This window comes from Lamprocystis purpurea DSM 4197 (genome assembly GCF_000379525.1).
In the GTDB taxonomy this organism is placed as follows: Bacteria; Pseudomonadota; Gammaproteobacteria; order Chromatiales; family Chromatiaceae; genus Thiodictyon; species Thiodictyon purpureum.
The window spans coordinates 12583-26338 of the sequence record NZ_KB902364.1; the positions used below are offsets into that span (position 1 = coordinate 12583).

The window sequence follows — 13756 nt, forward strand, 5'->3', positions numbered from 1 at the left end:
GTCAGATGACCGCGCGTTGTTCGCCGCGTCGATGACTCTCGCGGCAACCGAGCCGCTTCGCGTCCACGCTGACGTCCTGATGACCAACCATGTTCATCTGCCGGCGACGCCGGAAACCGACCACGGACCGGGGCGGCTGATAAGGTCGGCTTCACCCGTTACCTTGGCACCTCGCCTGCTTATTTGCAGGTGGCCGTCGTGCCGGCGGCGGCCCCCGACGTCACGGTCCCGGCGGTGCCGCTTGCCGCGGATGGGACGGCCTCGGACCCGCCTTTTCCCAATAGCTGATCGTACGAGCAGGCAGACAGCGCAAGGGTTAGCGCTGGCCGGATGTCCGGCGCTCCAGCAGGTCTTTTAGCCGAACAAGTTCCTCGTTGCTGAGTCCGAGTAGCCGGTCTTCGGGGCGCAGACTGCGAACCAACTCCTCCGGCGACAGCCCCCGCAACCGCTCCTCCGGCGGCAACCCCCGCAACCGCTCCTCCGGCGGCAACCCCCGCAGCCGCTCCTCCGGCGTCATTTCAGCCAACTTTTCGCGTGTCCACTCGCGCTTAAAATCTTCAAACGTATAGGCCATCGAGATACCCACCTCGCGGTAGCGCTGGTAAATTTGCTCAAGTATCGGAACATGGTCGTCCCGGCGCCAGCGGTAGGTGTCGGCCCCGGCGAAGACCTTCGCCGCCTCGAAGCTGAGGATCTCCCACAATGCGTTGCGCGGACAGGGCTCCACCTCGCGCAATATGATCAGGGTCACGGTGCGGCCCACGACCGGCAGGCGGTAGACCCCGGGTTTGACCGCCTCAAGCGCCACTTGCCCAGCCAGGACGCGGGGACGGCGCGTGGTGACCGCATAGAGCCCGAACGCACCGACCGGCTCCCGCGGCGCGAACGCCTTGCGGTAGTTGACGTAATGGCCGATCAGCTCCTCGATCGCCCACGCGTCCAGGCTCTCCTGGCCTGATTTGTAAGTCAGCAGATTGTGGGGCCGCAAATCCTCCAGCCCGTCGCAGGGGTCCACTATACCTTCCGCTTTTGATTCGGTATGCCACTTGCTGCTTCGTTGTGGCGTGAACGGTGACAGGAGTAACGGTCAGATCATCAGTGATGTCATATGGAATCATCACAAGGTCGCCCCGGTGTTTACCGACCGCGCCCACCCGGTAGGCTTGCGCGCGGCCCGCCGCAACCCGATCGAATGCCTTTCTTCGCGAAGCCGACTGGCGTCCGCGCCGAACCAACGCTAGACTAAACATATGCGAGCAACATAGGTCAATGAGCGTCCATGATCGACCATTCCGCTGCTTCACCCAACGTCGGCGCCGACCCGCCACGCACCGCCAGGCTTTTTCGCAACGGGACCAACCAAGCGGTGCGGCTGCCCCGCGACCTCGAGATCGACGCCGACGAGGTGCTGATTCGCCGCGACGGCGACAGTCTCGTCCTCACCCCCAAGCCACGCTCCTGGGATGACTATTTTGCGCGGGGGCAGCGGCTGACGCAGGATTTTCCCGACGCGATTGACGACCCTCCATCCCAGACCCGGGACGTCCTCTGATGCGCTGGATGCTCGACACCGATACCTGCATCTACGTCATGAAACACCATCCCCCACAGGTGCAGGCGCGGCTGCGGCGGGTGGCTATCGGGGAGCTTGGGATCTCCGCGATCGTCTTGGCGGAGCTTCAATTCGGCATTCAGAAGAGTCAGCGACGGGAGGACAGCGCCGCTGCCCTGGCTGATTTTCTAGCCTATTGTCTGGTGCTGGATTGGCCGCAAGAGGCGTCCGGTGTCTATGCGGAGATCCGCAATGCGTTGGAGTCCAGAGGGACACCCATCGGGTCCAACGACCTGCTGATTGCCGCCCATGCCCGCCACCTTGGTTGTACACTGGTCACGAACAATGTTGAGGAATTCAGCCGAGTCAGTGGATTAACCATCGAAAATTGGGTCTGAATACCGGCTGACTGCGGATGAAGTGGGGATACCTCAGGATCTGTCCTCGGTTTCTTTGCGGCCTGTGTCGCGACAAGTTATGATCGGGGCGCGGTCAAGGCAGCCTATCGCGCTCAACTGCTTACAGCGAATCTTACCAAGGGACGAGCGTGCAGACATTCACCTTCGATTGCGAAGTAGACAAACACCGTGGTGTTGTGTTGGGCCTGCCGCCCAGCGTCTCTCCTGGCCGGCACCGTCTGGCTGTCACCATAGACCCACCCGAGATTGCCCTGGCGTCAACCCAAAGCGCGCCGATTGCCCCGATTGACGAGAGCACGGCACCGCGCACCGACTTGTGGCGCCAACTGGAGGCGTTGCGCGCGCAGGCGGCCCAAACCGGGGATCTCCCCGACCCTATGGCCTGGGACGCGGTGCCGGCGGAGGCCGAGCGACGCCGTGGCGAGCGCGATGACTAAGCGACGCACCTATCTGGAGGCCAATATCCTGATTGCGGCCTGGAACGGCGATGCCGAGTCCCGCGGCTGGGCGCGTGCCATATTGGATGGCCCAGAGCGCCAGCTCCTCACCAGCGATTTCGTCCGCTTGGAGGTTCTACCCAAACCGGGCCATGACCGTCGGACCGTCGAAATCGCTTTCATGCAGGTGATCTTATCGGTCGCCGAGGATATCCCGGTGACCGGTGCACTGGTCCAGGACGCGCTCGTGCTGGCCGGACGCCACGATCTCTCCGCCCTTGATGCATTGCATCTTGCGGCAGCCGCCGTCGGGGCGGCGGACGAAGTCGTGACCTTCGAAGGGCCCGAAAAGCCTATGTGCCGACAGACCGAGGTGACTGTCGTGTCACTACGCGCCGTTCGCGACCAACGGTAAACGTGCAGAGTCGGTTCGCGTTCACGCTGACCTGATGACCAACCATGTTCATCTGCCGGCGACTCCGGAAACCAACCGCGGACCGGGTCGGCTGATGAAGGGTCTCGGGCAGCGTTACGTTCAGTACATCAACCGTACCGACCACCGAACAGGGAGGCGTTTCGAGGGCCGCTTCCGCTTCTCGGTTATCGAAGCCGACAGCGACCTCATTGCTTGCCGGCGCGACATCGAAGTCAACCCGGTTCGGGCGCGCAGGGTGCCCACCGCAGAAGAATACCCCTGGTCGAGCGACCACTGCAATGCGCTCGGACTCACCGACCCCGTTGTCGCTGCGCACCCGCTTTATCTGGCGCTGGGCGAACGCGACGCTGAGCGGCGCTCGCGCTACCGCAGTCTGTTCGCCGACGCGATCCCTGAGAGCGAGATTGCGGCGCTACGCGACGCGACCAACGGGGGGATTTGCCTTGGGCAGTGATCGCTTCCAGCGGCAGATCGCCGCGATGATTGGGCGGCGTACATGGCCCGGCAAATCGGGGCGACCGAAAAAAGAGCCCCCCGGACGCGAATCAGATCGAACTGCCGATCAAGTCTCGAAACCGTGGTCTGTCCCTAGTATCCCCCGTCTGTCCCTAGTATCCCCCTAGTATCCCCGTCCCTAGTATCCCCCCAGTAGCTCAGCAAGTTCTGCCCGCACGTCCAATAGATCAAAGACTGTTGAGCTTATAAAGACTCGCATGCTCGTGTGTTCTCCAGCCTAACGTGTTAAACGGACCATCTGCGTGCTAGCCTGCCACGGGCCACTAGGGTGCTCAACTGAATTCCGCGAACCGACCAAGCAGCTCAGATCCCCGCCAGCGCCCTGACAGCCGCTCCACATGGACCCTGCGAAGCGTTCCCCAGAGAACAGGGGCCAGGCTCAATTGCTTTCGTCTCTTAGCGCAATTGAACCTGGCCCCTTATTCTTGGCCCCTTATTCTCCCGGAAAAATCTGGCGGACTGTCGCTGATTCTCCAGAAACTTGGATCTGGGATTTCGCACAAGTCGCTGATATCGCCAGGCGATTCTCAACTGAGCGCCATTCTGGTCCGTCCTCGGTTTCCTGCCCGGTTGCCCTGCTATTCTCCAGTTGGCTGTATACGCACCTGAACATGTTGAGGTTCGATTTTTGCTAAGACAATGAGTTCTTTGATGCACGCGATAAATTGATGTCGATTGTGCCGGATATTGAGGTGTCGCCCGCTTGGTAGTGGTCGCGTGGCTCCTGAGTCTGTAGATTCTGAATGGTCCGTAATGAGGGCCGCATTACGTGGATTCGGCCTTAGGATTCCTGGGGGAAGGAGTTGCGCTTTGTCAAGGCACTGTGCAATTTTGATGAACATTTGAGTGAAAGGCGTATCCTTTGATCGTTCTAGAGAGATCTCTTCCAATCCGGGGAGAATCACAGCTACTGGATTATGCTCCTTTCGCAGATCATTTAACCGAATTAGAATCGCTTGGCCTTGGATTGTTTGCGTGCTAGCCGGAGAACTGGAGCAGTCATTATGCGAACTGCCCTGTACACCCCGCGGCAGTAACTCTAACGCCGCCGCTCCGGTAGCACCACTAAGCACCTCGATTTCGCGGATTCGCGCATCGATTCTTTGCCGCTCGGCTCGAAGTTCGGACAATTCTGTTGCACGAGATTCTGCTTGTTCTCGCTTTTCTTTAAGTTTCTCGAGGTATGTTGGTATTGCTGCTAACGCATTACCATTTTCATTGTTCTCTCGCGCCAAAACCCCCCAAAGGCGCTCGCGAAGTTCCTTAGTCAACAGTTGCCGTCGATGGAACTCCTCGATTATCTCGCAGCTTTGCAATGTTCCCGCGCGGAAAGCCTCTGTCACGCCATAAACGCGAAACACCTCTCCGTCGGTAAGGATGGCCATGGTCGCCTTCCGATCATGGGAGTGTTTAACGAACACGTAATACTCTAGTTGGCTCAAGTAGCTGTCAAGGCGCTTTCCCGGAGCCTTGGTCTCGACAATGATTCCAATAGGGAAATGATCCAGCACGACGTCAACATATCCGCGACCGGTGCGTCCTTCAAAGTTGAAATCCGCGTCTTCATACCCGAGTGCCCGAAGAAGCGGTAGAACTACTTTGTTCTTAACATCCTCCTCGCTGACGAGTTGGCTACGTGACAGGTTGACAACTTGGCTAAGGTCAGGAAGCATTCTGCTCATGTACTCAATGTGACAAACGGCGAATAACACTGTCCGCGCCAGAGCGGCCTGCGGGTTTTGGCCGCGCATAACGTGTTCTAGGTCGAAACAGGCTCGTTGCGTGCTAGCCTGCTACGGGCCACTTAGGGTGCGAGACTGAATTCCGCTTACCGACCAAGCACCTCAGATCCCCGCCACCGCCTTGTCAGCCGCTCCACATGGACCCAGCGAAGCGTTCCCCCGCGGCACGGCGGCGCGGGTTTTTCCTGAGATGCCCGAATCGGTTGGCGGCTAAACCCCGTCAGTCTGTGCTTATGTTCGTCCACACATGAAAGTTTTACAAGGGAATCAGTGTGACTTGGATCACGGTTTTGTACAAAAAGTGGATACGGACTGTCGATGTCTCCCGGGCACAGTCCATCCGGATGTGTTTCCGGACTGAACTCGACCATGGTCACCGTAATGGCCGCCGATTGCGAAGATAAAGAGCCCGTCCGCGTCGAATCGATAGACCACGCGGTCTTTCTGCGACAGCTGCCGCGACCACAATCCGCTGAGGACGTGTTTGCTGCCCCGAAATCGGTCAAGGGACTCGACCGGCGGCGATCGTGCGCTCGATCCTGCTGTCCGGATACTCGGGTTGCGCGCCAACGGCGGCCTGCCGGTGTCGGGGTGTTAGCCAGGCTGACCTGACCGTCGATCCAGTGCGGCACCGCGCCACCTGCGCACGACGGGCCAGCCACCTCAGTTGTCATCGCGCCCCGATCATGGTTGCATGGTTGCGCTTAAACTGACCTTGCGGCCCGCGCCGCGCGCTCCTTCGACCGGCACCTGGCGCACCCCGCGCCAACGCCTGCCACCGTGCGAGGTACACCGATGGAAGCCCTGAAACTGGCCACGCTCGCCGACCTTCTCGCCCACCCGGACGAGCGGGTGGAACTCATCGACGGCGAGATCGTCCGCCGGCCCATGGCGCGCGCCGAGCACGCCTTCGCGCAGAGCAATCTGGTCGGCGAGCTACATCCGCTGCGGCGCCCCACCGGCCCCGGCGGCTGGTGGATCGCCACCGAGATCAGTGTCCTGTACGAGGCCCACCAGTGCCCGAGCCACGACCTCGCCGGCTGGCGCCGCGAACGCCTGCCGGAACGCCCCAGCGGTATCGTGGAACTGACACCGGACTGGGTGTGCGAAATTGTCTCCCCCGGCCACGAACGCAAGGACACTCTCACCCTGCTGCTCCTCCTGCAACGCCACCGGGTGCCTTATTACTGGCTGATCTGGCCCGAGGAGCGCACCCTTGTCGCCTATGCGCTGGACGGCGCCACGTATCGGATCATTGCCGACCTGACCGTGACCGGACCCGAGGCCACACGGGTCGCAATACCGCCTTTCGAGGCAGTGCCGATCGATGTGGGCTACATCCTCGGCGGCTGAGTAACGCGTGAGGGCCGATGGGGTCGGAAGTGAGGGGATTGGCGGGTCGCCCTGCGGGCACCGCTCTACCGGTCTTCGTAGTCGTAGTCGAAATCGGATTTCATGGCGCGACCCCGACCCCCGATTGCGACGCCGAGGGCTGTAGGGTGCGGTGACGAAGGAACCGTATCAATCACACTGATCTTTTGATGGTCGGTGATTGGTGCCGGCGGCATGCGTAGCAGCGGAGCGGACGATCTGGGCCATCGGCGTTGGTCGTCGTTCCGGCCAGACCCTGGGGCGGAAAGCTGATCCACAGATGTCACAGATGTTCACAGAGATTCTCTTCATCTGTGAACATCTGTGACATCTGTGGACAAATCCGAATGGTCGCTTTGGCCGGAACGATGATCAAGGCCAGGCCATCAGTGACAGCAATTCCAAATTTGGGAGGCACCGCGCGGCCCCTGGTGGATGCGGCGCGCGCGACCGACGCGCCGGGTTCCTGACACCGAGCGGCGCGCCTTATCCACCCTACAGCGGCGCCGGTTTTGTAGGGTGGATAAGCGCAGCGCATCCACCGTCAGCCTCGCCGCCAGCTCGCTGCCGGCGGCGGCCACCCAAATTTGGAACTGCTGCATCAGTGAGCGGTCTTTGCGTTCTCTCTTAAAGGCCGGCAACGACCTCAAGGGCCAGACCGGTAGACTCGGCGATGACGCTCGCGGCGACGCCGTTGGCCTTCATCGCTCGGGCGATCTCCAGGGTGCGTTCCTCGCGTCCCTCGATCTTGCCAACTACAAAGTTCGACGCGACCAGGCTCGCATGCAGATGCAGGTCCTCCTGCCAGCGCTCGTAGGCGGCGCGTTCCGCCGGCGCGAGCCCGAGCACGGCGAGCTTCTCCTTGGCCTCGCTCAAGCCCTTGGCCGAGAAACCGTCCTGAATTGACTGGTGCTTGAGGTAGTAGATCCATTCGTCGAGCGTGTCGCGGACGATGTCGTCGAAGCGCTCGACCTTGATCAGATAATACTCGGGGAACAGTTCGTGGGTGCGCTCACGCCCCGGAAACAGTTTGCGTTGGGCGCGGCTCAAGGCCAGTTCGTCGTGCTTGTGCAGACCGCAAAAGCGCGTGGTGCCATGGTAGACGTAGTCCTCCCCGTGTCCAAGATCGAAATAGAGGATGTTGACCGAGATCACCTTGACCAGGTTCGCAGAGGACTGGCCGACATCCAGATGCTCGACCAGCGCGCGGGCGCTCCCGTAGAGCATCCGCGACAAGTCATCGTGCCGGCGCTCGTATTGGACCTCGATCAGCACCAGTTCACCGCGGTGGTTGCGCACCTTGAGATCCAGTCGGTTGGAGCGGTCGTCAGCGGTGTCGCGGTTCGACTCTGATTCCAAGACCTCTACGATCTGTACGTCCTCGCGGAGCAGCTCGCTCAAGAAGCCTTCGAGGATGCCGAAGTTGGCCTTGCTGCGCAGCAGCCGTTTCATGGCCCAATCGAAACTGATGAGTTTGCGCGTTGCCATGAAACTAACGCACCCCCCGCAGCCGCGGGTCGAAGGCGTCACGCACTACATCGGCAAAGAGGTTGGCCGCCAGCACCAAAGCGAACATGAAGACGAAAGCGGCGGTGAGCGACCACCAGACCATGGGGTCCCGCGCCAGTTCAAGGCGGGCGCTGTTGATCATGTTGCCCCAACTGTTCATGGTTGGGTCCACCCCGATGTTGACATAGGACAGCACCGCCTCCGCCAGGACCAGGCCGCTGAAATCCAGCACCAGGGTAATCATGACGATGTGCAGCACATTGGGCAGGATATGCCGGCCGAGGATGGCGAAGTGACCAACTCCCAGCGCGGATGACGCACGCACATAGTCCGCCTCGCGCAGCTTGAGCGCTTCACCGCGCAACAGCCGGCAGAGCCCGGTCCAACTGGTCACACCCAGAATCAGGCACAGGAACAAGAGCCGCAAATCCGCCCGCTCCACCAGGCTCTCGAACTGATCGGCATTGTTGCTCATGTAGACCTGAAGCATGAGGATGGCAGCGGCAATCAGCAGCACGCCGGGAATGGCGTTCAGGGTGGTGTAGAGGTATTGGATGATGTCATCCACCCAGCCGCGAAAATAGCCGGCCATGATCCCCAGCAGGATGGCCGCGGGCAGCATCACCAGGGTGGTGAGTGTGCCGATGACGAGGCCGGTGCGAATGGACTTGAGTGCCTGAAAAAAGACATCCTCGCCCACTTTGTCGGTGCCCAGAATGTGATATCGCAGTGCCAATTCACCGGCGACGAAGCCGAGAACCAGCATGACGGCCAGGGTGCCGAGCGCGGTCCGCCAGGGAAAGGCCGTACCGCCGGCCAGCAAGACATCACGTGCGGCCATGAAGCCGATCCCCTGCCCCCGTGCCGTACTCCAAACGACCTGGGCGGCGATCAGACCCCAGACGATCAGGCCCTCCGCCAGACCGCGCAAGGTGAGACGCAGAATGTCCCAGCCGCGTTGTGTCGGGTCCTTCAGGTGCCGACCGCCATAGTTCAGTCGGGGATAGTCGCGGATCACGCTGCCGTCGGGCTGCGTGATGGCCTCCTTGACGAACAAGTGGGTGGCGAAAGGCGCGGAGTAGGTCTTTTCCTGGCGTTCACGCAGGGGCGCCGCCCAGGCGTCGAAAAGACTCAAGACGTCCGGGCCGAACTTGGTCCCGGCGCCGGTCTCGGTACCGGCGGTTTGGTCGGCCAGCGGCAGACGGAAGTGCACCGTGTCGAGCAGGCCGATCAGCACGTAAAAGCTCAGGACCACCAGGGTCCCGATGCCCACCCGCGAACGCGCCACCCGCCGCCAGGGCGCGCGCAGATGCTCATGGCGCGCGGCATAGAGCCCGAACCCGATCGCGCTGATTACCAGCAGGAAAACCAGGGCATCGGTCCAGAGGATCACCGGCATCAGGGGCATGGCACGAGCCCCCGGCAATGACGAAAAACAGGCCTTGATCGCAATCCCGGCCAGCGGCGTGCGTAGTCAGGGCTTCCAGCCCTGACGGTGTCAGGCCAGGATGGCCTGACGACGCACCCGGCGAGCCCAAGTGGCCGGAATCTTGATCGAGGCCGAAAGACACCCGACCGCAATCCGCTTTCTCGATTCATTGCAAGCGCACCCGCGGATCGACCAACGTATACGAGATATCGGTGAGAATCAGCCCCAGGATATAGAGCACGGCCCCCAGGAAAACCATGGCGCGCACGATGGCGAAGTCCTGATTGTTGATGGCGTCGATGGTGTAGCTGCCTAGGCCGGGAATACCGAAGAATGACTCGGTGATCAGACTGCCCATGAAGAGCAGCGGCAACACCACCACCACGCCGGTGAGGATGGGGATCAACGCATTGCCCAAGACATGCCGGAACAGCACACGCCGCTCGGTGAGACCCTTCGCGCGGGCGGTTCGCACATAGTCCTTGGAGACCTCTTCCAGGAACAGGGTGCGGTACCATCGCACCCCTGACCCGACGCCGCCGATCACGCCGACAATGACCGGCAGCACCAGGAACTTCCATGCCTCCACACCGGTGTCATAGCCGGAGATGGGCACCAGATGGAAGACCTTGCTCAGCAGATACTGACCCCCGATGATATAGAAGAGCCCGGAGATGGACAGCATGGCGACCAGCAACACCACGGCGCCGATATCCAGATAGGTGGCCCGGAAGAAGACGATGAAGAGCGCCAGACTGATATTGAGCGCCAGCCCCACCAGCAGCACCGGCACCGCGATGGCCAGGCTCGGCCACATGCGTTGGGAAATATCATAGCCAATGTCGCGCCCGTCATCGGATGAGCCGAAGTCGAAGGCGAAAAGGCGCACCGAGCGCTCGAAAAAGATGGTGTCCGTCACCCGTGCCAGTCCGCTCGCAGCCTCATTGAACAGCAACGGCTTGTCATAGCCGTGCTCCTGTTTCCAGTTGGTGATGGCCTCCGGGGTGACCCGCTTCTCACCCAGGTGCATCCGTGCCATCTGGTCCGGTGAGTTGAGGACGAAGAACAGCGTGAACGTCAGCAGATTGACCCCGATCAGGATCGGCACGGCATAGAGCAATCGGCGCAGGATATAGGCAATCACAGCGCGGTGCTCCGTTCACGCCGCCGCACCATCCACAGGGCCGGCAGCACCAGGATCAGGATCACACCCAGGATGACTCCCAACGGCCAGAGGACGGGCGGATTCCACTCCGCGCGCAGCCGCTCGCGCAGCTTGGCGTCGATGCGCCGGTATTTCAGCGTGTTGTTGGCCATGCTGTTGGGACTGGCATTGTGCAGCCACTGATGATGCAGACTGAACGCCTTGGGATAGAAGCCCCAGGCCCAGGGGGCATCGCGGCGGGCGATCTCCACCATCTGATCGACCACCGCCTGACGCTCGGGGCCGTCGGGCATGAACTTCATCTGATCGAAGAGCCGATCGAACTCCGGGTTCTTGTAATTGGAAGCGTTCTCCCCCTGATGCTCGACCTTGCCGTTGGGGCCGTAAAGCAGAAAGAAGAAGTTCTCCGGGTCCGGATAGTCCGCATTCCAGCCCCACATATAGACCTGCCCGGTGCCGTTGCGCATCTTTTCCTGGAAGCGGTTGTAGTCGGTGGAGCGGATGACCAGATCGATCCCGAGCTTTTCGAACTGCTTGCGAATCCAGGTCAACCGCGCTTTGTCATCCGGGCCGGTGGCAACCGCCTCGTAATTGATGCTCAAAGCCCGCCCGGTCTTAGGGTCACGTCCGCCCGGAAACCCGGCCTGTTCCATCAGCGCCAGCGCTTGATCCAAACCGCGGCGCACCGGGCGCCCATCCCGCCATTCGTAGACCATCGGATTGATGCCAGCCTCACCCTCGCGGTGACCGAAGATACCGGGCGGCAGCGGCCCCTGCGCGATCAACCCCCGGCCATTGGCAAAAATAGAGACGAATTCCTCATAGTCCACCGCGATGGAGATGGCCTGACGCAGCAGCCGCGCGGGCTCGGTATAGCCGCCCACCACCGGGTCGAGCATATTGAACCCCATGTAGAAGATGGAGGTCTCGACCGAGGTCAGCAGGTCGATCCCCTTGTCCTGCATCTCATCGGTCAGTTGGGGTCCACCGTCCCCGCCGAAGCGCACCGCCTGATCGAATGAATCGGAGGGTACGCCGGAACTGTCGAAATAGCCCTGGAGGAACTTATTCCAGCGCGGAATATCCTCCTTTTCCAGGCTGTAGATGGCTTGATCCACCAGCGGCATGGGCCGACCCGCATCGGCCAGCAGCCCGGCCTCGCGGTCGCCCGGCATCCCTTCGGCCGGATAGGTCTCGCCCCAGAAATTCGGGTTGCGCGCCAACACCATCCGCAGGTTGGGATTGTTCTCGGTCAGCATGAAGGGACCGGTGCCGACCGGGTACCAGTCGAGCACGATGTTGCGCTCTTTCATGCCGGGTTGGGCGTAGAACAATTCCGCCTCCCAGGGCATGGGGGCGAAGAAGGGCATGGCGAGCCAGTAAGTGAACTGCGGGTACTTGCCGTTGATGCGGATGCGCACACTGTGGGGATCGACCACTTCCACCCCGCTGAGCCGGGCCTCGCGTAGGGCCTGAACCCGGGCGATCGGGTCCTTGTCCGCGATCAGGGCCAGCCGCTCACTCAGGTCCTTGAAACCCTGGATGTGCTCCTGCATCACCCCGGCGATCGGCGAGTGCAGCCAGGGGGCGGCCAGCCGTTTGATCTGGTGAGCGAAGTCGTCCGCGGTCACGGCGCGGGTGCCGGTCTGCGGAAAATCCGCCAGGCGGTTGATGCCGTCAAGATCACGCTCGGTGAGCCGCAGGTAGCGGGGGTCGCCGGCCGCATTCAGGGCGAAAGCGGGATGCGGCTGGAAGCGCAGGTCGGGGCGCAAACGGATCAGATAGTCACTGTAGGCGATCGATGCGAGCGGCGCGTCGGCCGGCAACGGGTTGGCGGCGGCATCGAAATACTGGGCAACCGGAACTTCCAGGGCCGACAGGGGCACCAGTTGATAAGGCCGCAGCAACAGGTGATATTGCAGCGGCGGCTCGTAGATCTGGGCCAAAAAGGCATATTCGTTGGCGCTGTAGGAACGCACCGGGTCCAGGTGTTTTGGGCGCTCGTCGAATGAGGAGTAGACGGTGTTGGTCAGGCCCTGGCCGGCCGGATAGGGGTCGTTCCAGGGGCCCTGGTCACAGCCGACGAGCATCCACCCGGCCAGCAATAGCCAGGCCCAGCGGATCAGGACCAGTGTGCCGCACGAGTCGCGTCCGGTCGCCCGGACCCCTCGCACTTTCACCGGCCGCCAAGTTTCTGTAGTGTTGCAGGTCGCCATGGGGTTGCCATAATCGCACGGCACCCCGCCGCACGAAAGCCCAAGATTCAGGCGCCGCGTGCGCCCGTTACCCTACCGGAGTTGATGACCCATGGGATTTCTTCAAGACAAGCGCATCCTGGTGACCGGCGTCGCCAGCAACCGCTCCATCGCCTGGGGTTGTGCCGAGGCCATGCACCGCGAGGGCGCACAGATCGCGCTGACCTACCAGAACGACAAGCTCAAGGGCCGGGTCGAGGAGTTCGCCGCCCAGTTGGGCTCGGACATCGCGCTGCCGCTCGATGTGGGCAGCGACCGGCAGATTGCCCACTGTTTCGCGGCCCTGGAGGAACGCTGGGACGGGCTGGACGCCGTGGTCCACTCCATTGCCTACGCCCCCAAGCACGAGTTGGAAGGGGACTACGTGGACGCCCTGACCCGCGAGGGCTTCACCACCGCCCACGAGATCTCGTCCTACAGCTTCTCCGCCCTGGCCAAAGCCAGCCGGCCCCTGATGGCCGGCCGCAATGGTGCGCTCCTCACCCTGACCTTCCTCGGCGCCGTGCGGGCCGTGCCCAACTACAACGTGATGGGGCTCGCCAAGGCGAGCCTGGAGGCCAATGTCCGCTATCTGGCGGCTTCCCTCGGCCCCACCGGCACCCGGGTCAACGCCATTTCCGCCGGACCGATCTACACCCTGGCCGCGGCCGGCATCTCGCACTTCCGCGCGATGCTCAATCAGGTGGAGAAACACACGCCCCTGCGGCGCACGGTGACCACCGAAGAGGTGGGGAACGCGGCCGCCTTTTTGTGCTCGGATCTGGCGAGCGGCATCACCGGTGATATCCTGTATGTCGATACCGGGTTTAATATTTTGGGATTGGGATAAACGACCGCTATATCCCCCGTGGGAGCGGCGTCCCGCCGCGATGCGGTGCCGCGGTGACCGCTAACGCTGCGGCTGCACGCCCGGCCCCGTCGCGGC

Annotated in this window: 13 protein-coding genes; 7 read left to right on the forward strand and 6 right to left on the reverse strand. The window is 61.9% G+C overall.

Annotated features, from left to right (window positions below; all coding sequences use genetic code 11):
• Positions 1 to 316: 316 nt before the first annotated feature.
• Positions 317 to 1015, reverse strand: a complete 699-nt coding sequence (locus tag A39O_RS36120; RefSeq protein WP_020503120.1) for a hypothetical protein — start codon at positions 1013 to 1015, stop codon at positions 317 to 319.
• Between the two features lie 264 nt (positions 1016 to 1279).
• Between A39O_RS36120 and A39O_RS0102405 the strand changes: the two genes are divergently transcribed.
• The 5 genes from A39O_RS0102405 to A39O_RS31665 all read left to right on the forward strand — a co-directional run bounded on the left by A39O_RS0102405 (position 1280) and on the right by A39O_RS31665 (position 3298).
• Positions 1280 to 1552: an AbrB/MazE/SpoVT family DNA-binding domain-containing protein gene (locus tag A39O_RS0102405; RefSeq protein ID WP_020503121.1), complete on the forward strand. Its 273-nt coding sequence runs from the start codon at positions 1280 to 1282 to the stop codon at positions 1550 to 1552.
• Positions 1552 to 1950, forward strand: a complete 399-nt coding sequence (gene vapC / locus A39O_RS0102410; RefSeq protein ID WP_020503122.1) for a type II toxin-antitoxin system tRNA(fMet)-specific endonuclease VapC — start codon at positions 1552 to 1554, stop codon at positions 1948 to 1950. Before A39O_RS0102405 ends, vapC begins: the two co-directional genes overlap by 1 nt.
• Positions 1951 to 2099: 149 nt before the next feature.
• Entirely contained in the window at positions 2100 to 2408 is a 309-nt protein-coding gene (locus A39O_RS31660; protein ID WP_157639572.1) for a hypothetical protein, read from the forward strand.
• Positions 2401 to 2823, forward strand: coding sequence for a PIN domain-containing protein (locus A39O_RS0102415; protein WP_020503124.1), 423 nt, complete (start codon positions 2401 to 2403; stop codon positions 2821 to 2823). Before A39O_RS31660 ends, A39O_RS0102415 begins: the two co-directional genes overlap by 8 nt.
• A 34-nt stretch (positions 2824 to 2857) precedes the next feature.
• Positions 2858 to 3298 carry a hypothetical protein gene (locus A39O_RS31665; RefSeq protein WP_020503125.1) on the forward strand — a complete coding sequence of 147 codons (441 nt, stop codon included), beginning with the start codon at positions 2858 to 2860 and terminating at the stop codon, positions 3296 to 3298.
• Positions 3299 to 3938: 640 nt separating this feature from the next.
• On the opposite strand, the gene A39O_RS40210 is transcribed toward A39O_RS31665, so the two are convergent.
• Positions 3939 to 5033: a hypothetical protein gene (locus A39O_RS40210; protein ID WP_157639573.1), complete on the reverse strand. Its 1095-nt coding sequence runs from the start codon at positions 5031 to 5033 to the stop codon at positions 3939 to 3941.
• A gap of 864 nt (positions 5034 to 5897) precedes the next feature.
• Between A39O_RS40210 and A39O_RS0102430 the strand changes: the two genes are divergently transcribed.
• A complete protein-coding gene (locus A39O_RS0102430) occupies positions 5898 to 6455 on the forward strand; it encodes a Uma2 family endonuclease (RefSeq protein WP_020503127.1) in 558 nt (185 codons plus the stop codon).
• Between the two features lie 645 nt (positions 6456 to 7100).
• Here the strand turns inward: A39O_RS0102430 and A39O_RS0102435 are convergent.
• From A39O_RS0102435 to A39O_RS0102450, 4 genes are all read right to left on the reverse strand, one after another.
• Positions 7101 to 7961, reverse strand: coding sequence for an Rpn family recombination-promoting nuclease/putative transposase (locus A39O_RS0102435; RefSeq protein ID WP_020503128.1), 861 nt, complete (start codon positions 7959 to 7961; stop codon positions 7101 to 7103).
• 4 nt (positions 7962 to 7965) lie between these two features.
• A complete protein-coding gene (locus A39O_RS0102440) occupies positions 7966 to 9390 on the reverse strand; it encodes an ABC transporter permease (protein ID WP_020503129.1) in 1425 nt (474 codons plus the stop codon).
• Between the two features lie 187 nt (positions 9391 to 9577).
• Positions 9578 to 10555, reverse strand: coding sequence for an ABC transporter permease (locus A39O_RS0102445; protein WP_020503130.1), 978 nt, complete (start codon positions 10553 to 10555; stop codon positions 9578 to 9580).
• The gene (locus tag A39O_RS0102450; RefSeq protein ID WP_020503131.1) at positions 10552 to 12666 is read right to left on the reverse strand and encodes an ABC transporter substrate-binding protein; all 2115 of its coding nucleotides are present in this window, start codon (positions 12664 to 12666) and stop codon (positions 10552 to 10554) included. The genes A39O_RS0102445 and A39O_RS0102450 overlap by 4 nt, the downstream gene beginning before the upstream one ends.
• Positions 12667 to 12883: 217 nt before the next feature.
• Between A39O_RS0102450 and A39O_RS0102455 the strand changes: the two genes are divergently transcribed.
• On the forward strand, positions 12884 to 13660 hold the full coding sequence (locus A39O_RS0102455) for an enoyl-ACP reductase FabI (RefSeq protein WP_020503132.1): 777 nt from the start codon (positions 12884 to 12886) through the stop codon (positions 13658 to 13660).
• Positions 13661 to 13756 lie beyond the last annotated feature (96 nt).

Excerpts from the sequence above, each read along its gene's own strand:
- A39O_RS0102405 (WP_020503121.1), top strand. The coding sequence starts at position 1,280 with ATGATCGACCATTCCGCTGCTTCACCCAACGTCGGCGCCGACCCGCCA.
- vapC (WP_020503122.1), top strand. The coding sequence starts at position 1,552 with ATGCGCTGGATGCTCGACACCGATACCTGCATCTACGTCATGAAACAC.
- A39O_RS0102415 (WP_020503124.1), top strand. The coding sequence starts at position 2,401 with ATGACTAAGCGACGCACCTATCTGGAGGCCAATATCCTGATTGCGGCC.
- A39O_RS31665 (WP_020503125.1), top strand. The coding sequence starts at position 2,858 with ATGACCAACCATGTTCATCTGCCGGCGACTCCGGAAACCAACCGCGGA.
- A39O_RS40210 (WP_157639573.1), bottom strand. The coding sequence starts at position 5,033 with ATGCTTCCTGACCTTAGCCAAGTTGTCAACCTGTCACGTAGCCAACTC.
- A39O_RS0102430 (WP_020503127.1), top strand. The coding sequence starts at position 5,898 with ATGGAAGCCCTGAAACTGGCCACGCTCGCCGACCTTCTCGCCCACCCG.
- A39O_RS0102435 (WP_020503128.1), bottom strand. The coding sequence starts at position 7,961 with ATGGCAACGCGCAAACTCATCAGTTTCGATTGGGCCATGAAACGGCTG.
- A39O_RS0102440 (WP_020503129.1), bottom strand. The coding sequence starts at position 9,390 with ATGCCCCTGATGCCGGTGATCCTCTGGACCGATGCCCTGGTTTTCCTG.
- A39O_RS0102450 (WP_020503131.1), bottom strand. The coding sequence starts at position 12,666 with ATGCTCGTCGGCTGTGACCAGGGCCCCTGGAACGACCCCTATCCGGCC.
- A39O_RS0102455 (WP_020503132.1), top strand. The coding sequence starts at position 12,884 with ATGGGATTTCTTCAAGACAAGCGCATCCTGGTGACCGGCGTCGCCAGC.